General features: G+C 58.1%; 14 protein-coding genes. 5 read left to right on the top strand and 9 right to left on the bottom strand.

Going from position 1 to position 20,609, the window contains the following annotated elements; genetic code table 11:
- Together LAO20_03885 and LAO20_03880 are read right to left on the bottom strand one after the other, a co-directional pair.
- The coding region (locus LAO20_03885; GenBank protein MBZ5530550.1) for a hypothetical protein at positions 1–224 on the bottom strand (224 nt) is incomplete at its 3' end.
- A gap of 666 nt (positions 225–890) precedes the next feature.
- Positions 891–2,813 carry a M2 family metallopeptidase gene (locus LAO20_03880; GenBank protein ID MBZ5530549.1) on the bottom strand — a complete coding sequence of 641 codons (1,923 nt, stop codon included), beginning with the start codon at positions 2,811–2,813 and terminating at the stop codon, positions 891–893.
- A gap of 589 nt (positions 2,814–3,402) precedes the next feature.
- On the opposite strand from LAO20_03880, the gene LAO20_03875 reads away from it, so the two are divergent.
- Positions 3,403–4,230: a hypothetical protein gene (locus LAO20_03875; GenBank protein ID MBZ5530548.1), complete on the top strand. Its 828-nt coding sequence runs from the start codon at positions 3,403–3,405 to the stop codon at positions 4,228–4,230.
- A gap of 6 nt (positions 4,231–4,236) precedes the next feature.
- Here the strand turns inward: LAO20_03875 and LAO20_03870 are convergent, their stop codons facing one another.
- Positions 4,237–5,073, bottom strand: a complete 837-nt coding sequence (locus LAO20_03870; protein ID MBZ5530547.1) for a DUF5677 domain-containing protein — start codon at positions 5,071–5,073, stop codon at positions 4,237–4,239.
- A gap of 308 nt (positions 5,074–5,381) precedes the next feature.
- Between LAO20_03870 and LAO20_03865 the strand changes: the two genes are divergently transcribed.
- The 3 genes from LAO20_03865 to LAO20_03855 all read left to right on the top strand — a co-directional run bounded on the left by LAO20_03865 (position 5,382) and on the right by LAO20_03855 (position 9,134).
- Positions 5,382–7,856: an ABC transporter permease gene (locus tag LAO20_03865; GenBank protein ID MBZ5530546.1), complete on the top strand. Its 2,475-nt coding sequence runs from the start codon at positions 5,382–5,384 to the stop codon at positions 7,854–7,856.
- A gap of 133 nt (positions 7,857–7,989) precedes the next feature.
- Positions 7,990–8,526, top strand: a complete 537-nt coding sequence (locus LAO20_03860) for a nucleoside 2-deoxyribosyltransferase (protein MBZ5530545.1) — start codon at positions 7,990–7,992, stop codon at positions 8,524–8,526.
- Positions 8,523–9,134, top strand: a complete 612-nt coding sequence (locus tag LAO20_03855; GenBank protein MBZ5530544.1) for a thymidine kinase — start codon at positions 8,523–8,525, stop codon at positions 9,132–9,134. The genes LAO20_03860 and LAO20_03855 overlap by 4 nt, the downstream gene beginning before the upstream one ends.
- Before the next feature lie 184 nt (positions 9,135–9,318).
- Here the strand turns inward: LAO20_03855 and fusA are convergent, their stop codons facing one another.
- The 5 genes from fusA to LAO20_03830 form a co-directional block, all read right to left on the bottom strand.
- Complete coding sequence (gene fusA, locus LAO20_03850; protein ID MBZ5530543.1) at positions 9,319–11,427, bottom strand: elongation factor G; 2,109 nt, start codon at positions 11,425–11,427, stop codon at positions 9,319–9,321.
- Positions 11,428–11,749: 322 nt separating this feature from the next.
- The gene (locus LAO20_03845) at positions 11,750–12,034 is read right to left on the bottom strand and encodes a hypothetical protein (GenBank protein ID MBZ5530542.1); all 285 of its coding nucleotides are present in this window, start codon (positions 12,032–12,034) and stop codon (positions 11,750–11,752) included.
- Positions 12,035–12,502: 468 nt separating this feature from the next.
- Positions 12,503–15,319 (bottom strand): aconitate hydratase AcnA, encoded by a 2,817-nt coding sequence (acnA, locus tag LAO20_03840; protein MBZ5530541.1) that lies wholly within the window; start codon positions 15,317–15,319, stop codon positions 12,503–12,505.
- A 134-nt stretch (positions 15,320–15,453) separates the two neighbouring features.
- On the bottom strand, positions 15,454–16,680 hold the full coding sequence (locus LAO20_03835; protein MBZ5530540.1) for an Nramp family divalent metal transporter: 1,227 nt from the start codon (positions 16,678–16,680) through the stop codon (positions 15,454–15,456).
- Between the two features lie 238 nt (positions 16,681–16,918).
- Complete coding sequence (locus LAO20_03830) at positions 16,919–19,600, bottom strand: prolyl oligopeptidase family serine peptidase (GenBank protein MBZ5530539.1); 2,682 nt, start codon at positions 19,598–19,600, stop codon at positions 16,919–16,921.
- 301 nt (positions 19,601–19,901) lie between these two features.
- Here LAO20_03830 and LAO20_03825 point away from each other — a divergent pair, with 301 nt between their 5' ends.
- On the top strand, positions 19,902–20,405 hold the full coding sequence (locus LAO20_03825) for a GNAT family N-acetyltransferase (GenBank protein MBZ5530538.1): 504 nt from the start codon (positions 19,902–19,904) through the stop codon (positions 20,403–20,405).
- Here the strand turns inward: LAO20_03825 and LAO20_03820 are convergent.
- On the bottom strand, positions 20,402–20,584 hold the full coding sequence (locus LAO20_03820; GenBank protein MBZ5530537.1) for a hypothetical protein: 183 nt from the start codon (positions 20,582–20,584) through the stop codon (positions 20,402–20,404). The two genes, LAO20_03825 and LAO20_03820, sit on opposite strands and share 4 nt — an antisense overlap.
- Positions 20,585–20,609 lie beyond the last annotated feature (25 nt).

Below are 20,609 nucleotides of genomic sequence, written 5' to 3'. Positions count from 1 at the left end.
ACGCGCAGCTCGACGGCCTGTCCCGCGACGCCCAGCGTGGCCGGCTGGATGAAGCCCGTGATGTCAAATTGGCTCGATGCTGGAATCGGTAACTGCGCTACAGAAACTGTAGCTAGCAAGATCACCGCGATCAGGGTGAGTACGTTTCTTGTTGAAGCCCCGCGCGAAAATGTTTCAGTTAGCTGGGGGGCCAGCCTGGTTTGCAGTCTTGCTGTCTTTCTCATGGAAGTGCTCCCGTCAGATTGAATTTCAAATGGGGAGGGTGTGCTGAGTAGGGCCACGAATCATTGCCGTTCAGACGAAGCACGGCCCAAATACACTTCTCCCTTTACCGCGGTTCGGCCTTTTTTTGGCTGCCGATTAAGCAGCCTTTGCGAAGTTGTCCCTGGGTTCGGTTCTTTCAGGAAAGATAGCTCGGCAGAGTTGGGCTAACAGGTACTCGGTCTTCCCAAAAGTTGATTCTTGCTGCAGGTTCTTACATCAGAGCTTGCAGAATATTGCTGAAAATATCAGGAGGCGGGAGGCTTGTCTGTGACAGCAGTCACAAGCTGAACATGATTAGAAATTTTAATCTCGCCCAACGATGCCAGACGGAAAGAACGTTTGCGGGGTATTCTTCATTGTTTGCTAATACATCGCCAACTGTTGGTTGCTAAGTCTTCCGAACTACGCTTGAGCCATAATCACAGGTCAAAAAATAGTTCCCCAGATCGTAGGTCCGGCAAAATCCTTACGATTTGCAGAGAAACGATTTGCGCAGAAAAACGCGGATCAGCAGGATAGATTTATGTTTCTTCTATCCATGATGATCCGCGTTAAGCTTTTGCCGTTTGCTTTTGCCGTTGCTTTTGCTTTTAGCTAATTGCCATTTGCTAACTGCTAATTGCTCCCTATCTGCTGGTATGCCGAGGTGCAGTTTCTGCTGGGGTATCCATGCCCTGCCAGCCGGGTTTCTCGCCCTGGTACTGCTCGTCGAGCCACTTCTTGAGTGGCGCGAAGTAGTCCAGAATGGCGGTGGCGTCCATCTGCCGCTGGCCGCTGATGGCTTCCAGCGCGTCCGGCCAGGGCTTGCTTTTGCCCATGCTGAGCATCTTGTTCAGCCGCTCGCCCGCAGCCTTGTTCTTGTAGATGGAGCAGCGATGCAGCGGCCCTTGAATGCCCGCGGCCTGGCAAAGCGCGCGGTGGAACTGGAACTGCAAGATGCGCGCCAGGAAATAGCGCGCGTACGGCGTGTTCGAAGCGATGTGATACTTGGCTCCGGGATCAAAGTCCGCTTCACTGCGGTCCACCGGCGGCGCCACGCCCTGATACTTGGCCTTCAGCTCCCACCACGCTTTGTTGTATTGCTCCGGAGTAATTTCGCCGGAAAAAACCTTCCATCGCCACTGATCAATCAGCAGGCCAAAAGGCAGGAAGGCAATTTTGTCCAGCGCCATCTTGAGCAGATAGCCGGTGTCCGCGCTCTCCGGAGGGACGGCATCGAGCAAGCCGACTTCCTTCAAGTACTCCGGCGTAACGGACAAAGCAATGGTGTCGCCCACGGCCTCATGGAAACCGTCATTGGCGCTGTCTTCAAAGAGCGGCGGCTGGTTTTTGTAAGCGCGCTGATAGAAGTTGTGGCCCAACTCATGATGGATGGTGACAAAGTCTTCGTCGCGGACTTCAATGCACATTTTCAGGCGAAGATCATCCTTGTTGTCCACGTCCCAGGCGCTGGCGTGGCACACCACGTCGCGATCTTTGGGTTTCACGAACAGTGACCGTTCCCAGAAGGTCTGCGGCAGCGGTGCAAAGCCCAGCGACTTGAAGAAGTTTTCTCCGTAGTGGACCATGCCCAGCTCGTCCACTTTGTGGTCTTTGAGAAGCTGCGTCAGGTCGTAGCCCTGTGCTCCGCTTGCCGGCGCGACAATCGGGTAAACGTTGCCCCACTCTTGCGCCCACATGTTGCCCAGAAGCTGCGCCGGAATCATGCCGTCCGGGCGCTCGGCGATCTTGCCGTACTTCTTGATCAGTTGCTTGCGGACGTATGTGTGCAAGGAAACGTAAAACGGCTCCACCTGACGCCACAGCCGCTCCATCTCCGCGCTGAACTGCTCCGGCGACATGTCGTAATTGGACCGCCACATGACGCTGGTGTCTTTGAACCCAAGTTCCTTCGCGCCCTGGTTGGCGAGATGCACAAAGCGCGCGTACTTGGGCCGCATAGGTACGGAGATCTTGTGCCAGCCGACCCAGGCGTCCAGCAGTTCGTCCGGATTGGTGCTGGTGGCCAGCGTGCGGCTCAGGTCGCCCAGCGACCGGCATTTTTCCTTGCCGTCCGCGCCGGGCTTGCAGTATTTGCCTTTGCCGTAAGTGCCGTCGAGCCAGGTGGCGATCTCAGTCAGCTCTTTTCGCTCGGCATCATTGTTCGGCGCAGGCGCGGTGAGCGAGAGCTTCAGCAGCATGAATTTGCGCGCCAGGTCGGGCGGCAGCTTCATGCCGTCAAAGCGGCGGGCGGCGAGCGCCAATTCCGTCACGGCTTTGGTAAGCACCTCCTGCGCCTGGGCGGACATGGTTTCCGTGTCGTCCGTGATGAAGTTCTCCTGCACCCACGATGCGCGGCCGGCGCGCACGCCCAGATCGTCGAGCGTGGCCTCGGCTTTCTTCATGAAAGCTTCCGCTTCAGCCACGGTGGGAGCGGCTTTGGCGGACTTCGCCGGCGCGGCGGCGGGTTTTTTGCCGGGCGCGACTTTTTTCGTCTCGGTCTGCGCCAATGCGGTGGCAGACACCAGTAACATCAGGATCACGGTGCGCAAAATCTTGGGTGACGGCATGGTTCCTCCCTTTGAGGCAAACTGGCTAGCCTAGCGTTTTAAGTCGGCCGTGGCAAATCTGTTTCGCAATCTCAAGTGCCCCTCCCCATCCCCGGTCATCCCCGGAAAATATAGACTTAGCTCAAGTCATCCCCAGCGATAAGTGCAATTTCGGAAGCCGCGCCACGTTTGTCGGGCCTTTCAATTGTCAATTTTGGCAATTCCGGCGATTTCGGCAATTTCTTCGCCCCCCCGCCCCTGCCCCCCTGTTTCACCCAATTACACCCAAGCTCACCCAATGTCACCCAAGAACAGGCTGAGGGCCACAACCCCTAAATGCAAAAACCCGGCTTTCAGCCGGGGTTCCAGAAATCCGATTGTGGAACGCAATCGCCTCGCCTTTGGCGCTACTCATTAGTTTCCACATCAGTATATCGTATTTTGTTCGCTTTGTCAATCGGAAATCCGTTCAATGTCCTTTTCCACCTGTAAGCGTTCAGCGCTTAGCCGAAGACGAGACGTGGTACCTCCGTGACGCGTGCGCCAAGGGGTCATCGCTTGGTGAGCAATCCAAGTTGCGCTCTCTGCACGGCCTGGTTGAGAATGAGGCATGGGCGGCAACACAAATAGGACTCCCCAAGATAGCGACCTTCTCGTTCCTTTTGAAATTGCGAGCATTTCTAAGGAATATCTTGAGTATTACAAAATCAGACGAAATAACTTCTTCGCAAGCATCCAGCAGTTTCCGAGCATGTGGAAGTATTTCATGCTGCTAGATAGAATCTGGCTCCGAGGATTCGAAGATCTTAACGTTGCTTCGGCGCCTGAGCGAATGTTCCCTTTGCTGTTGTATATAAATGCACATGCCAAGCTGCGAATCGCGATTGAGTTGGCATTCTCAGGATGTCTGGCGGAGGCCCGCTCCATTCTGCGGGACGGAATTGAATTCGTTGCACATGCACATTCGATGCTAACCGACCCAACACTTCAGAAAGTATGGCTCAGCAAGAACGATGGAAGGCCGGATTTGGAGGCGTTCAGAGACGCATTCGAGCGCAACAAGAAGACGAACGCCTTTAGAGGTTTGGATGAACTACACAAGGCATGGGGCGATTTGTCCGAGACGGGTTCTCACGCGAACATAAACGCCTTGATTGATCGTTTCGAGATTCAAGAAACGGCTACGCACGTCGAATACAAGATCAGATATACAGGTGTTGCGCCTGACTTTTGGGAGAAATCCATCTTTCTCCTGTTGCAATTCTGCACCCTAATGGAGGCTATTTTATTTCGGGACTATAACACCCGTTTGAATCTCGACGTCAATTTGGTACGAATGAGAGAGGAAGCTGCGCTGTTATGGGCTGACGTGAGCAAGAACCTCATTGCGAAACATAACCTAAAGCCGCCACCTGCGCCGCTGATTCACATGCCGTAACGCCTACTATGAAGTTGCCGCCCGTTTACTCATGTCCGTAAGCAGGTTTCCTAAAGGCTCGGCTATACCCGGATGAAACGGACGACCAAGCGCACGGAACGCCATAACCAGAATCTTGTTCAGGTAGATCCCAGCATTGAATGCCGCTAATCCTGCCGTATGTTTTCCACGCTTTGGGGCTGCGGTCATCAGAAAAGGCTCGAGTGGCATCACAGCATGACTGTCAAGACTGACCACGGTTCCGTGTACATATTGGGAAGTCCAAAAGTAAATCCAGTCGTAATCGAACTCCCACTTGAATGGCACACCCTCCAACGTCTCGTAGGTATCCGGTTCATTCGCCATCATCCACACACCCCCTCTTCCCGCCCAAGACGTGACACGCTTAGGATATTTGCGCGCGAGTCTCACAAGTTTCTTATAGTCTGTGATCAGTTTTCGCAACTGGGGTTTGGTGTATCGCGGTATTTTTTTGCCTGTGCTATCCACGATGTAAATATGTTTCAGCGTTCTGCGCATCAGCTCCGTTTTCCATCGGGCGATATAGTCAACGAATCTCTTTGCACGTCTTTCTGAGTATTTGTTTGTGATGAAACGCAAATTCAATGCAACTTCTACCATCGTTCTCGAAAGGCCAAATGCTTCTTCCGGGAAACCTGCATCAATGAGACACATGACAGCTTCGGCTACACTGAGACCTTTCGAGACGTGAGCCAGCACCACTTTGTCGAGAAAGAAATGACCGCGCGCGTAAAATCTTGTTTTGTTGAAGTAAGCCCGAGTGTTGCGGATGAGGCGTTTCATTTCGCGTTTGTGGTTGGGGCTAAGTTCTCTCGTCGCCATTCTCGTCTCCGGCCACTTGGAGCGGCACTTATCTCTCGCCGGCGTCTGGGGAGATTGTAAGCTGAAATAGGGCAGAGGACTTAGGCAAGCTTCCTTTCCTCCTTCCTCCATGGCTCCACAGGCTTTGGCGTTCGTTTTCTTCCGTCACTGTCCGGAATCGGACATTAAAAGTCGGAACCGGACTCCCACAGCCTGCGTATATCTGCTTCAAGGCGAGGCATTTGTCCGTTCGTTTCACCCTGGCATTGTGATTGCCATGTGAAGTTGGCACCCGACCCGCATCATCAGTCCCTGAGAGGAAGAGCCCCATGGAAACCCTGCTTCAAGACATACGTTTCGGTCTCCGCATGCTGGTGAAGAACCCCACGGTCACGCTGGTGGCGGCGCTAACTCTGGCGCTGGGCATCGGCGCGAACACCGCCATCTTCAGCACGCTGAACGGCCTTTTCCTCCGGCCACTGCCGGTGGCCAACGCCGACCGGCTCACGGTGATTGCGGGTCAGACCGTTACCGCGCAGGGCAGTGGCCAGGATTCCGGCTACGAACTCTCTTACCTGGACTACCGCGACGTCCGCGCGCAAGCCACCGCGTTTTCTGACGTGCTGGCTTACAGCCTGAATCTGATCGCCGTGGACTATGAGAACCAGGCCGAGTCCATCCTGGTCAGCCACGTGAGCGACAACTACTTCTCCGCTCTGGGACTCAAGCCGGCGGCGGGGCGGCTCCTCTACGGCGCGGAGACGGAACAGCGCGGCCACGAACCGGTCATCGTGCTGAGTTACGGATATTGGAAGAAACGGTTTAGCGGCGACCCCGGCATCGTCGGCAAGCAGGTCAGGATGAACGGGCGTTCCGCTACCGTGCTGGGCGTGGCTCCGGAAGGCTTCCATGGGCTTTATTCCGTGATTGACATGCAGGCCTACGTGCCCATGGGAATTCGCAGTCTCTGGAGCGACAACGAAGATTTCTGGACCAAACGCGACACGCGCGGTCTGAGAGTTTTCGGCGTGCTTAAGCCCGGCGTGAGCATGAAAGAAGCGCAAAGCTCACTGGACGTGGTGATGGGCCGCCTGGCGCAGCAGTATCCTGAGAATAAGAACCTCAGCGCCCGCATTTATCCGGAGAAGCAGGCCCGTCCGGAGCCCGATCCCTCCAACGGGACGATGATTGCCGGCGCGGTGTTCATGGGGCTGGCGGGCGTGGTGCTGCTGCTGGCTTGCACCAACGTGGTCAACATTGTGCTGGTCCGCTCCACTGCGCGCGGCCGGGAGATGGCCATTCGTGCCGCGCTGGGCGCCGCCCGCACCCGCCTTGTCCGGCAGATGATCACCGAAAGCACGTTGCTCACCTTGCTGGGCGGAATCGGGGGCATGGCGCTGGGCGCCTGGGTCAGCCACATGCTGGGCAACATCCACATTGTCGTTCTGGGCAGTCCGCTGCTGTTTGATTTCCCCTTTGACTGGCGCGTGTTTGTGTGCGGCATCGCCGCGGCGCTGATCACCGGAGTCCTAGTCGGCGTGGCCCCGGCGCTGCGCGCTTCACGCGCGGACATGAACCAGGTGCTCAATGAAGGCAGCCGCGGCGTGGTAGCCGGCTCCAACCGCTCCCTTCTCCGCAATGGTCTGGTAGTGGTCCAGGTCGCCTGTTCGTTGATCTTGCTTGTTGTGACCGGGCTTTTCGTGCGCAGCGCGCGCAATGCCGAGCATGTGTATCTGGGATTTGAGCCCAGCCATGTACTGAACGCCACTTTTGATACTCGTACTCTGAGTTACGACAAAGTGCGCGCACGGCGCTTTTACCGCGAGCTGGAAGAAAACCTGCGGCGCGTGCCCGGAGTGCAGTCGGCGGCGATTGCCTCCAGCGTTCCCATGGGCGTTTCCAGCAGCTCTGACCATATTTACATTGAAGGCCACTCATCGGACCGCAAGGAGTCAGCGCCCCAGGTCCGTTACAACGCCGTGGGCGTGCATTACTTTGAGACCATGCGCGTCCCTCTGCTGCGCGGGCGAACCTTCACCGAGCAGGACAATGACCAGGCGCCGCGCGTTGCCGTGGTGAATGAAGCCATGGCCCACAAGTTCTGGCCCAATGAGGACGCCATCGGCAAACGCTTCAGCGTGGAAGGCCCGGGTGGCCCGTTCATGGAAATCGTGGGATTGACCAAGCAGGGCAAATACACCGGCCCGGCGGAAGATCCCACGCCGTTTTTCTACGTGCCGATGGAACAGGGGAACGAGCTGATTAGCACGATCCAGGTGCGGACCGCGGGTGATCCTGAATCCATGGGACCGGAACTGGTCCGGCAGATTCATGCGTTGGCGCCCACGCTGCCCATTGTTGACCTGCAGGGCATGGATAGCGTCCTGCAAGGGGTGAATGGATTGTTCCTGTTCCGCATGGCCACACGCTTCTCCGGCGCGCTGGGGATGGTCGGGCTGATGTTGGCGATGGTGGGCGTGTACGGAGTAATTTCGTACGCTGCGGCGTTGCGCACGCATGAAATTGGCGTCCGCATGGCGCTGGGCGCTGACCGCAGCAGCATCATGAAGATGGTGCTGCGCCAAGGATTCTTCCTGATTGGCATTGGCGTGGCCGCTGGCTTGGTCTTGGCCGTGCTTGCGGGAATGGCCATCAAGGTCATGCTGGTGAATGTGAGCCCGGCCGATCCGGTGACGCTGGCTGTGGCGTCGGCTTTCTTGTGCGCTGTTGGACTGCTGGCGTCGTTCATCCCGGCACGGCGCGCGATGAACATTGAGCCGCTGAAGGCGCTGCGGCAGGACTGAGGCCAGATTGCCAAAATTGCCAAAATTGAACAACTGCGGAAAACATTGTGCACGCCTCTGGAAAACCCGTCCCAAACTCCGCCAAATCTGCGTTGACGCCGCGCCCGGCTATCGCTGACAATCCTTGCAACTCATGCTTTTCTATCTCGCAGGTTCCATCGAGTACTCGCCTGACCTGGGCAAAGCCTGGCGCGCGGAAATTGCTCCGGCGCTCAAGTCGCTGGGTCATGAAGTGTACGACCCTGCGGAAGACGAGCTGAAGAACCTGAGTGCCGCTGAGGCCCGGACTTTTCGCGCCTGGAAGACCGATGACTTGCCGCGTTTCCAGGCCACCGTCCGCAAGATTATTGCCTACGATCTTGACCTGATCCAGGACCGCTGTGACGCCATCGTCTGCTACTGGGACCAGCACGCCGGACGCGGCGCAGGCACCCAGGGCGAACTGACCTTCGCCCACCGGCTGGGAATTCCCGTGTATCTGATTTGTGGCATTCCGGTCGAGGAAATCAGCGGATGGCTCCTGGGCTGCGCCACGGAAGTGTTCACAAGCTTTGACGCCTTCCATGAATTTGCGCGGCACACGTTCGCACGGGAAGTCGCCTGCGAAGACGTAGCGTCAATCCGAGGAAGCCTGAATCGAGAAACTCTAACCAGAGGAAGCCGGGGATGAATGCCATGCGGGGAAATCTTGGCTGGATTGAAGTGGTCTGCGGTCCCATGTTCAGCGGCAAGAGTGAAGAACTGATCCGCCGCTTGCGCCGCGCGGAGATCGCCCGCCAGCGGGTGCAGATCTTCAAGCCGGTGATTGACCAGCGTTATTCGTCGGACCATATTGTGTCGCACGACGACGGCCGCATTCACGCCGAATCCGTCAGCAACTCGGCGGAAGTCGAGTCCAAGCTGGACTTGCGCACCGAAGTGATCGGCATTGATGAAGCCCAGTTCCTGGGCGAAGGCACGGTGGAATTCGTTGTCCGCCTGGCGGACATGGGCAAGCGCGTGATCATCGCCGGCCTGGACACCGACTACCTGGGACGCCCGTTCCATCCCATGCCTGAATTGCTGGCCGTCGCCGACGAAATCACCAAGACGCTCGCTATCTGCATGCAGTGCGGTAATCCCGCTAAGCACACGCAACGGTTGATCGCCAGCGAAGATTTGATCGTCGTCGGCGCTGCTGGGATGTATGAAGCCCGCTGCCGCCGCTGCTTCGAACCGGACTTGGCAGCCAAGGAAGCCGAGAAGAAAAAGAAAGCGCACTTGGCGACGGCCGGGTAATAGCTTCAAAAACAATCGGCCGCGAATGCACGCGAATTTCACGAATCAATTTTCCTTATTCGTGTTCATTCGCGAAATTCGCAGCGAGCGGTTTGTCGTGGTGATAGGGATCCCTCGCTCCGCTCGGGACTTGAGAAAAACCTCAATGACCCAGTTACCAACTTACCCAATTACCAATTCCGCTCTACTCTTCCACCTCCACCACTTCTCCGCGCTCGGCTTTGAACTGGGTGATGATCTTCTCCTGGTTCACAGCGGGCACAAAGTCATAGTGTGACATTTCCATATTGAAGCTGCCGCGGCCTTGCGTCATGGAGGTGAGGTCGGCGCCGTAGCTGAGCATTTCCGCCATCGGGCATTCGGCCTTGACCACCGTCTTGCCTGCCTTGTTGTCCATGCCCTGAATGCGTCCGCGGCGGGAGTTCAGGTCGCCCATGATGCTGCCGGCAAACTCATCTGGGATGGTGATTTCCACGTGCATGATCGGCTCCAGCAGCGTGGGCTTGGCCTGCTCCATGGCCTTCTTGAAGGCGATGCGCCCGGCGGTCTTAAAGGATAGTTCGTTGGAGTCCACGTCGTGATAGCTGCCGTCGTAGAGGATCACGCGAAAATCAACCACCGGGAACCCGGCCAGAAATCCGCGCTGCGCGGCTTCAACAATGCCTTTTTCCACGGCGGGAATGTAGTTCTTGGGAATGGAGCCGCCAAAGATATCATTCACGAACTCAAAGCCTTTGCCGCGCTCGTTGGGTTCCATCTTGATTTTGCAGTCGCCGTACTGGCCATGGCCGCCGCTCTGTTTCTTGTGCCGGCCCTGCACGTCGGCCTTGCCGCGGATGGTCTCGCGGTACGGGACCTTGGGCGCTTTCAGGTTTACTTCCGTGTGATAGCGCTTCTTGAGCTTGGAGACGATGACTTCGATATGCTGCTGCCCGGTCCCGGCGATGAGGAATTCCTTGGTCTGCGCGTCGCGGAAGAAGCGCACCATGGGGTCTTCTTCCATCAGTTTGTGCAGGCCGTTGGAGAGCTTATCTTCATCGTTGCGGCTCTTGGGCTCAATGGCAAACGTGATGGCCGGCTCCGGCAGGTTGATCGCCGCGAACTGAATGGGATTGGCTTTGTCGCCCAGCGTGTCGCCCGTCAGTGTCTCTCTCAGCTTGGCCACCGCGCCAATGTCTCCGGCATGAAGTTCCGGGACCGGCACCAGGTTCTTGCCCACGGGAACGGAAAGATGCGCCAGCTTTTCTGTGGTGCTGCGGGTAAAGTTCTGCAGTGTGGCGTCATTCTTCACCACGCCGGAGAAAACCTTGAAATAGGTGATGCGCCCGGCAAAAGGATCGTTGGCGGTCTTGAAGACGTAGAGCGAGGCCGGCTCGGCGTCGCTGACTTTGCGTTCAGCCTTGTGGCCGTTGGCGCTGGCTTCCGCGGCCGCCGGAACCGAGGCGTGTTCCGCGGCGGTGGGGAAGTAATCCACCACAAAGTCCAGCAGGTGGTCCGTGCCGATGTTGCCCAGCCCCGACGCAAACAGCACGGGGAAGATCTTGTCCTCTTTGATGGCTTCATGCAGCGCGGGGATCAGATGTTCTTCCACGATGGTGCCGTTGTCAAAGTACTCGGCCATCAACTCGTCTTTGCCTTCGGCGATCAGCTCCACCAGTTTTTCGTGGGCTTCTTTGGCGGCGGCCTCCATGTCGGCGGGAATGGGGCCTTCTTTGCCCTTTCCATTGCCGCCCATATCGTAGGTGTAGGCCTTCATGGTGACCAGGTCCACCACGCCCTTGAGGCTCTTCTCGCTCCCGATGGGAAGCTGCACCGGGACCACCTGGCGTCCGAAGGCGGCGACCAGGCTTTCCAGCGCCGTCTCATAGTTGGCTCGTTCACGGTCCATGCGGCTCACCACAATCACGCGCGGCAAATTGATCTCTTCCGCGTACTGCCAAACTTTTTCCGTCACCACTTCCACGCCGGAGACGCCGTCCACCACCACCAGCGCGGATTCGGCGGCGGACATGGCGACACGGGCTTCATGCGCGAACAGCGTGAAGCCGGGCGTATCCAGCAGATTGATCTTGGTGTTGCGCCATTCCAGCGGAGCAAGGCCGGTGGTGACGGTCATTTGCCGGGCGATTTCTTCTTCATCGTAATCGGTCACGGTGGAGCCGTCATCCACGCGGCCCAGTTTGGGAGTGGCGCCGGCGGTGAACAGCATGGAAGAAACCAGGGAGGTCTTGCCGGAATGGGAGTGCCCGATTACGACCAGATTGCGGATGTCCTTGCCTTCGTAAACCTTCAAAGTGCCTCCTTCAGGCAAACCCACACCGGATTGCAGACGAGTTGATCCGAAAAGTTCTAGCTTGGCGGTTAACTCTTGGTCAAGAGGGTCGGCCGACTCCAGTGGGACGTGGGTTAAGAACCGGTTAAACACAACATTATGCCGCTGGAATCAGGGTTTGAAAAGGGGGCAAGCGGGGAATCGGGAGATCGGGTCATCGGGCGAATGGGCGATCATCAACTGCCACGCGGCGGCAGTAAATGTGACGCGCAGCGAAGAGCGCGACATGAAAAGACTTGAAAAAGGTTGACAGTACGCTGAAGAGACTGTAGCCGGCACTGAGCTACTGCACAGAAGAGCTGGATTCGTTGCCGCGCAGGTTCTTATCGCGAATTTCTTCGTAGCAGCCGCCGCACACCAGAGCGATTTCCATCAGCTCTTCGGTGGCGTCGCCCCAGCCGTCAAACTCCATGCGAATCAGTTCACAGTTGTTGCACCACGCGTCGGGGAAAGGATTGCCGCGGTCGTCCAAATCGCAGAAGAACCCAAGATATTTGCCGTAAACCAGGTGTTTGCAGACAAATGCTTCGTGGCTGACGCCGTGCTGGTTACAACGAATCGTTGCCATAGTAACCTCGTGCTCAAAATCCTAGCAACGGCAGCCCCGCAACTGCCTAAACTATTCTTACATAGTTCCAATACCAAAATGTAACAAATTTTTGAAACCCAAAGGCCATGTCCAGCCATGCTTCGTTAAATTTTCTAATCTTTGGCTCAGTGCTGGACCCGGCATGAATGTGCACTGTCTGAGGCAAATTAAGCGGAAATTTCGATAGGTCTTAACGCTCCGCAAGCGTCTCAGTGCAATTACCTGAGAAAGCACCATTATTAGACAGGTAGCAAAGGTGCTCGCTAGAGATGTTATCTCTTCAGTTTCCTTATGAATTCAGGACGAGTTTCCCACAGCTACGCGCGCGGATCGTCTCTTGGAAGAACAACAGCAGGACCTAACCACAAAGGACGCGAAGGTCCGCAAAGGTCGTTTGTCTCTGCGTGAATCCTCCCCTTCGTGTCCTTCGTGGTTCAGCTTTTGCTTTTATCTTGCCGCTTCCGGCTTCGCCTTGCCCGCCAGCAATTGCCGCAACACGTACTGCAAAATGCCGCCATGTTCGTAGTAGAGAATTTCCTGCGGCGTATCAATGCGCACTAGGGCCGTAAATTCTGTGGTCTTTCCGTCCGGCGCCGTCGCACGGACTTTGATCTGGCGTCCGCCGGAGAATTTACTCCCCAGCATTTGCGGCAGGCCGGCGATGTCGAATACTTCGTCGCCCTTCAGGCCTAGCTTGTCGGCGTCCAGGTCCGGCAGAAACTGCAGCGGAAGAATGCCCATGCCAACCAGGTTCGAGCGATGAATGCGTTCGTAGCTTTCCGCGATCACGGCGCGAATGCCGAGAAGCAGCGGCCCCTTGGCCGCCCAGTCGCGCGACGAACCGGAGCCGTATTCCTTCCCGGCGAGCACGATCAGCGGGACACCGTCAGCGATGTACTTAACGGACGCGTCAAAGATGGACATGTCTTCCGTTGGCCTATCTTTGCCACTGGGAAAATAGCGCGTGACGCCGCCTTCTGATCCCGGCACCAGCGCGTTGCGCAGCCGCGTATTGGCGAAGGTGCCGCGCACCATCACTTCATGGTTGCCGCGGCGCGAGCCGTAAGAGTTAAAGCCCAGCGGCGGCACGCCGCGTTCCTGCAAGTATTTTCCCGCGGGACTGGCCGGCTTGATGGAGCCGGCGGGCGAAATGTGGTCCGTGGTTACGCTGTGTCCCAGCTTGGCCAGCACGCGCGCGCCCTTGATGTCTTTCACCGCCGCGGGCTGGGCCGGCATGTCGTCAAAATACGGAGCGCGCTTGATGTAGGTGGAGCTGGCGTCCCAGGCGTAGGTGTTGCCTTTGGGTATCTGGATCTTCTTCCACTCTTCGTCGCCGTCAAAGATGGTTTCGTACGTGTGCTTGAACATGCCGGAGTCAATGGCCCGGGCCACGGTGTCACTGACTTCTTTTTGCGTGGGCCAGATGTCGCGCAGGTACACCGGCTTGCCGTCTTTGCCTTTGCCCAGAGGCTCACGCGTGATGTCCATGTCAATGCGTCCGGCGAGCGCGTAGGCCACCACCAGCGGTGGCGACATCAGATAGTTGGCGCGGACGTCACTGTTAATGCGGCCCTCAAAGTTACGGTTGCCCGACAGCACGGAGACCGCGACGAGTTGCTTTTCATTGATGACGGCGGCAATTTCCGCCGGCAGCGGGCCGGAGTTGCCGATGCACGTGGTGCATCCGTAGCCCACGATGTTGAAGCCAAGCTGGTTGAGATAGGGCGTGAGTCCGGCCTTGTCGTAATAATCAGCCACCACGCGCGAACCCGGAGCCAGGGAAGTTTTGACCCAGTGCTTGCGGGACAGGCCTTTTTCCACGGCTTTCTGGGCCAGGATGCCGGCGGCCATCATCACCGACGGGTTCGATGTGTTGGTGCACGAAGTGATGGCGGCGATGACGATGGAGCCATCGTGCAAATTCTGAACGTCGTTCTCGTCAACCACCTCTTCCGCCACGGGCGCATGCGGGTCCGCCACTGCAACGGCGGCGCCGCCGCCTTCACCTTCGTATCTGGCCACTTGCACCGGTGCAGCCTTGGCGCCGTTCTGCATCGGTCGCGGACCAATCAGGGTCGGCAGCGCTTGCGCAAATGAATCTTGCGCCTTCGAAAGCGGTGCGCGGTCCTGCGGACGGCGCGGTCCGGCCACGCTGGGCTCCACCGTGCTGAGATCGAGTGCAACAGTTTGCGTGTACTCGGCGTCTTTTGCTCCGGCCGTGCGGAACAAGCCTTGCTCTTTGCAGTAGGCTTCCACCAGGGCGATCTGGTCAGCGCTGCGTCCGGTGATGCGGAGGTAGTCCAGCGTGGTCGAATCCACGGGGAAGATCCCGCAGGTGGCGCCGTATTCGGGCGCCATGTTGGCGATGGTGGCGCGGTCGGCGAGCGGCAGGTTGTCCAAGCCGGGTCCGAAGAATTCCACGAATTTTCCCACCACGCCGGTCTTGCGCAGCATTTCCGTCACGGTCAGCACCAGGTCCGTGGCCGTGGCGCCTTCTTTCAGTGATCCGGTGAGCTTGAAGCCCACCACTTGCGGCAGCAGCATGGAGACCGGCTGGCCCAGCATCGCGGCCTCGGCTTCAATTCCGCCTACGCCCCAGCCCAGCACGCCCAGGCCATTGATCATGGTGGTGTGCGAATCGGTGCCGACCACGGTGTCTGGATACGCCAGGGTCACTCCGTCTTTCATTTCCGGGAACACCACGCGTGCCAGATATTCCAGGTTCACCTGGTGGACGATGCCCATGTCCGGCGGTACGGCTTTGAAGTTGCGAAACGCCGACTGGCCCCAGCGCAGGAACGCGTAGCGCTCCTGGTTGCGCTCAAACTCAAGCCGGGCGTTCACGGCGAAAGCGCCGGCGGTGCCGAATTCATCCACCTGCACGGAGTGGTCAATGACCAGCTCGGCCGGCTGCAAAGGGTTGATCAAGTTGGGATCGCCGCCCATTTTCTTCATGGCATCGCGCATGGCGGCCAGGTCCACCACCGCCGGCACGCCGGTGAAGTCCTGCATGAGCACGCGCGCCGGCGTGAAGGCGATTTCTTTGTCGGGAACGGCCTGGGCTTTCCAGTTGGCCAGGAAGCGGATGTCGTCCGCGGTGACGCTGCGGCCGTTTTCCGTGCGCAGCAAATTTTCCAGCAAAATGCGCAGCGAATAAGGAAGGCGAAGCGTGGAGATACCCTGCTTGTCCAGCGCGTCCAGGCGGCAGATTTCAAATTCCTGGGCGCCCACGCGCAACTTGGAGCGGCTGCCAAAACTATTCATAGCAATTTCACCTGCTTGATTGGATTCGCGCGGGCTGGGAAACGTTCCGGAAGCTTCAGCGTTGGCCGGATGGCCGGCAAGACCCTTCCTTCTTCGCATCGGTTGCACGGGAGGTCCGCCGACTCAAGTCCCGATCAGTCGCCGTAATAGAATTCGCCGCCCCCAACCCGGTAGAGCAGGAGAAGGTTCAAGCCGATGATCAGCGCCGTCACGATATATGCCATGGCGTTGGTACGCTTGTTGTTGACCATATCCGCCATCACGGTTTTCGAGCGGGTCAGCAAGACCAGGGGGACCAGAGCAAACGGAATCGCAAAGCTCAGCACCACTTGAGATAGTAACAAAATCCTGAGGGGATTGAGCTTCAACGCGATGACCACCAGGGCGGGAATAATGGTAATCACGCGGCGCAGGAAGACGCTGAACTTGATATCTAAAAATCCTTCAATGATCACCTGTCCGGCCATGGTGCCGACCGTGGAAGAAGACAAGCCGGAGAACAGCAGGGCAAGGGCAAAGGCCACTCCGGAAACCGCCGGCAAAATGGGTTTGAGGGTGAGGTGGGCCTGATCAAAGGTGAAGGGCGTCCCGCTCTTGAACCAAACCGCGGCGGCCATGATGATCATGGCGGAATTGATGAGCCAGGCGCCGTTCATGGCCATGAGCACGTCCACCAGCTCGTAACGCAGATGGCGGAGCGTGAGCAGCCACTGGTTGGTGGGGCAGTGCTGGGAGTCTTCGCGCACGCGGTGCTGCACCAGCGCAGAATGCAAGTAGATCACATGGGGCATCACGGTGGCGCCCAGCATGGCCACCGCCACTTCAATGCTTGAAGAGCTGACATGGGGGACCATGACGCCGTGGGCAACGGCGGCCCAGTCCGGATGCACGATAAACAGCTCAAAGGCGTAGCAGGCGGCGATGGCAAAAACGAAAACCATGATGAGCTGTTCCAGACGGCGGAATCCGTACAGCTCAACCGCCAGCATCATGAACACCACCACCGCGGTGAGCAGAGCAGCGTAAAACAAAGGAATGTGGAACAGCAGATTAAAGCCCAGGGCCGCGCCCAGAAACTCCGCCAGGTCCGTGGCCACCGCCGCCAGTTCAGCGGCAATCCACAAGCCAAAGTTGACCTTGGGCGTGAAGTATGCGCGGCAGTTCTGCGGCAAAGTCTTGCCGGTGGCGATTCCTAGTTTCGCTGAGAGATATTGAATGAGGATGGCCATGGCGTTGGACCACAGCAGCACCCACAACAGCGTGTAGCCGAACTTGGCGCCGCCTTCAAAGTTGGCGGCAAAATTCCCCGGATCAATGTAGGCCACGCTGGCTACAAACGCCGGCCCCATGTAGCGCCACATCTCCCCGCGCTTGAGCGTGGGCAGCAGCCTCAGGCGGACGCGGAACGGCGGTTTTCGGGAAGTCGGCGGGGCATGCATATCGAGCACAACAGTATAAGGGATGATGCAAGAGGTTTTGCCGGGAGAAAACGTCTTCGCAGCCAAAAAATTAAGATAAAGTCTCGTTTTTCGCCGGTTTGCGCGCACAAAAAAGCGCGCTTCCATTTCTCAATGAAAGCGCGCCCGATAAAAGTTCGGCCTATGGTTCCAGTTCCTGGGTGAAGATGGCGCCTCCCATGGCGGCCAGCACCAGCGATTCCTTGACTGGCTTGCGGGAGTCCTTGGCCACCCACAACGTTTCCTTGTCGGGCCCGCCATCGGCGGAAGAGATCTCGACGCGGTACGCATCAAAGGTCCCGGCCGGCACGGTCACCTTCTCCACGCCTGTAACCTTTAACTGCATCAGCTTTACCTTTTGCTTCTCCACGTCAAAGTTCCGGAAGGTTGTGCTGTAACCTTCCGCCAGGGGCAAGCATGCGAAAGACTGCTTCGCTCCCGGGCCTTCGGCGAACAGCGGTCCACCCAGGTCCACGGAGATGGGCTTGTCCTGTCCGCCCACGTTCATGTTGCCCACGGCCTTGTCGCCGGCGAAGTTGAGGTCAATGGACACCGGCCCCTGTTTCACGCCGAGTTTGCGGGTCGCCAGCGTCCCTTTTTCCATGGAAGAAACCTGGGTCACCGCGCCGTTGGGTGTGTCAATGGTGTCGGTGGCCGTCCAGCCCCCGCCTTCTTCGCTGATCGTGGTCTTGACGCTGAGCGGAATCTGCTGTCCGCCGGCTTCGATCATCGCTTTGTACTTGAACGTGCCTGGCTGCAAATCAACCGCGGTCTTGGGCAGGCCCACGGCGCCGGCGTCTACCTTCTTCGCCAGCACCACGGTCTTGGGGTCAACCGTGATCTCTTTCAGGCGCGCCGTTACTTCCGGCGTGCCGCCTTCCTGGTAGCGTCCACCCAGGTATTTAGCGAAGAACTTCTCCGTGGCCATGGTGGAAGCCATGTTATTGACGGGCCGGGCAAAGCCGTGGCCCTCGTCGGGGATCAGCAGGTATTCCACGGGGAAGCCGCGGTCGCGCAGCGCCACGATGATCTGCTCTGACTCGGCGTGGTTGACTCGAGGATCGTTGGCGCCCTGCGCGATCATCAGCGGCGTCTTGATTTTGTTGGCGGAGGTAAGCGGAGAACGCTCCACCAGCAACGCTTTTCCTTCCGGCGTGGTGGGGTTCCCCATGCGCTGGTAGAACATCTGGCGGCCGGCCTCCCAGTAGGGCGGGATGGAATCCAGCAGAGTGATGAGATTGGACGGACCAAACAGGTCCACCGCCGCCGCGTAAACGTCAGGCGTGAAAGCTACGCCGGCCAAGGTCGCATAGCCGCCGTAAGAACCACCGAAGATGCCCACGCGTTTGGGATCAGCAATGCCTTCAGCGATCAGGTACTTCGCGCCCCAGGTGACGTCATCCTGCATTTTGCGGCCCCATTCGTTGTTGCCGCCATCAATGAACTTCTTGCCATAGCCGGCGGAACCGCGGAAGTTCATGCTCAGCACGGCATAGCCGCGGTTGGCAAAGAACTGCGCATAGGGGTTGTAGCCCCAGACATCCCGGCCCCACGGCCCGCCATGGGGGAAGATGATGGTGGGCAGGTTCTTGCCCGGGATGCCCTTGGGTAACGTGAGATAGGCGGGGATTTCCAGCCCGTCCGAAGACCTGTAGTGGACCACTTTCATCTCCGCCAGCGCTTCGCGGGGAAGTTTTTCCCGGACTCTGTACTGCAGCGCGAGCTTGTGGGTCTTGCGGTCGAACAGATAGGTTTCGCCCGGCTCGGTATCGCTGGTCACGGCCACCAGCCAGTGCTGTTCGTCCTTGGTCCATGAGGCGCGGCCCACGTCTTTGCCGGGAAACTTTGCCTGCAGCCATTTGAAGCCGGCCTCGGTGTCTTTGTCCTTGAAGTAGCGGCGCAGATGATCGTCCAGGTACTGGGTAAGGGCCAGCTCGTCAGTCACCTCTGAGAAAACAGCGCCGGTAAAGTCCACTCTCTTGAGGGGATCGGATTCCACCATCTCCGTTTTTCCGGTTTCCGGATCAATCAGCGCCAGGGCGGTCAGGTCCATGCCGGCGCCTTTGTTGGTCACCATGTACGCCCGCTTGCCGTCTTTCTGAAAGCGGATGATGTTGCATTGCTCAAACACGTTGCAGGAATAGATCTTGGTGAATTTGTCGGCGTCAACGCGAAGGATTTCCGTGTCCCCGTTCTCCGCGGAGCGTTCAGCCAGGCGCAGATTGCCTTGTCGATCGAAGACCCAGCCGGAGATGCGCTCAGTGTTCTTGCGCATCAGCGTCTTCTCCCCAGTGGAGATTTTCAGTTTGTAGAGGTCGTGCCAGGCTTTGTCGCGGTCATTGAGGCCGATGTAGAACACGTCGGGATCGCTCTTGGGCGCTTCATAAGGGATGACGCGTATGCCTTTGAGTCCAGTCAGGTCGCGCGAAGCAGGCGCGTCCGCGCCAGTCGCGGGCTTGGCCGCGGGATCCACGGCGTAGACGTTGTAGTTTTCGTCGCCGTCATTGTCTTTCACGAACAGGATGTACTTGCTGTCATGGGTCCAGAAAAAGCCGGCGATGGGCCGTTTGGTTTCCGTGGTCAGCAGCCGGGCCGCGCTGAAAGGCTCGTTGACGCCTTTTACGTAGACGTTGCGAGTGTCTTTCCAGGGTTTGAGGAACGCCAGATACTTTCCGTCGGGCGAAAGTTGCGCGCCCGCGATCTCCGGGTTGCCAAAGATCAATTCGCGGTCAATGATCGGAGGCAAGCCACTGGCCGGCGCTTTGGTTTTGTGAGCACTCTTGTCTTGCGCGCCCAGGGCAGGGGCCAGCAGTGCCAGGCACATTACGACCATGAACAGCTTCTTCATAAACAACTTCCTTTCTGCGTGAGGAAAGTGGTGGTGACGGTTGTTCTCTCTAAAATTGCCGGCCGCGGACGTGGCGGTCCAATCCAGCGAAGGCTAATCCTTCAGGGTTCCCAATGCAAGGCCAACGGCACGCAGCACGGCCTTTGCATGCCGCATTCTCTATACGCTGCCAGGCGCGAAAAGTTCCCCCGGATTGCGACGCCTACAGCGCTGGCCATCCGCCACCGGGGTCGCACGCCGTTTTTGCTGACGGCGGACGATCTTGCTGGAGTAAGTTATGAATGAGCGCCGCAACTTGACGATCCCCGACCAACTGCAATTTCGTCCTTTCCAGGAGCAGGACGCGCTGACCGCCGCTTCCTGGCGGCATCCTGAGCCGTATTCCGGCTACGACCTTGATCCCTGGGAGCCCAAAGTGTTGACGTCCCTGCTGCGTCCCGATTACAGCTACCACGCGATTCTGCGCGGTCAAGAAATGGTCGGATACTTCTGCGTGGGCGCGGATGCCCGCGTTCCCGGCTGGGCCTATGACGTTACGGCGCTGGACTTCGGCATGGGACTGCGTCCGGACCTGACGGGCCAAGGCAAAGGCGCGGAGTATTTGCAGGAGGTGATCGCGTTCATCGCGCAGAAGTGGCCGCAAAGGGCTTTGCGTGTCACCGTCGCCGGCTGGAACCAGCGCGCCATCCGCGTATGCTTGCGCGCTGGTTTCCGGACTGTGACGACTTTTACCGGCACACGGTCTGAACAGGGCGAGTATTTGGTGCTGGTAAGGAGCTAATCCTTGTCCGTCTCTTCACTTGCTTCAGACAATATCTGCCAAAGGGCCTTGCCGCGGTCCACAATTTGTTTCCGGCCGCATTTGGGGCACTGATACTCGCGCATGTCGCGGCCGGTGAACGTGGTCTTCTCGATTTGGTCCATCTCGACTTGGCAATCCGGACAGGTGGTGTCGCTCATAAGCAGATTCTACGCCGGGGAATGC

The sequence above is a fragment of the Terriglobia bacterium genome, assembly GCA_020072815.1.
In the GTDB taxonomy this organism is placed as follows: Bacteria; Acidobacteriota; Terriglobia; order Terriglobales; family Acidobacteriaceae; genus Angelobacter.
This window is presented reverse-complemented; position numbering and strand designations above follow the sequence as displayed.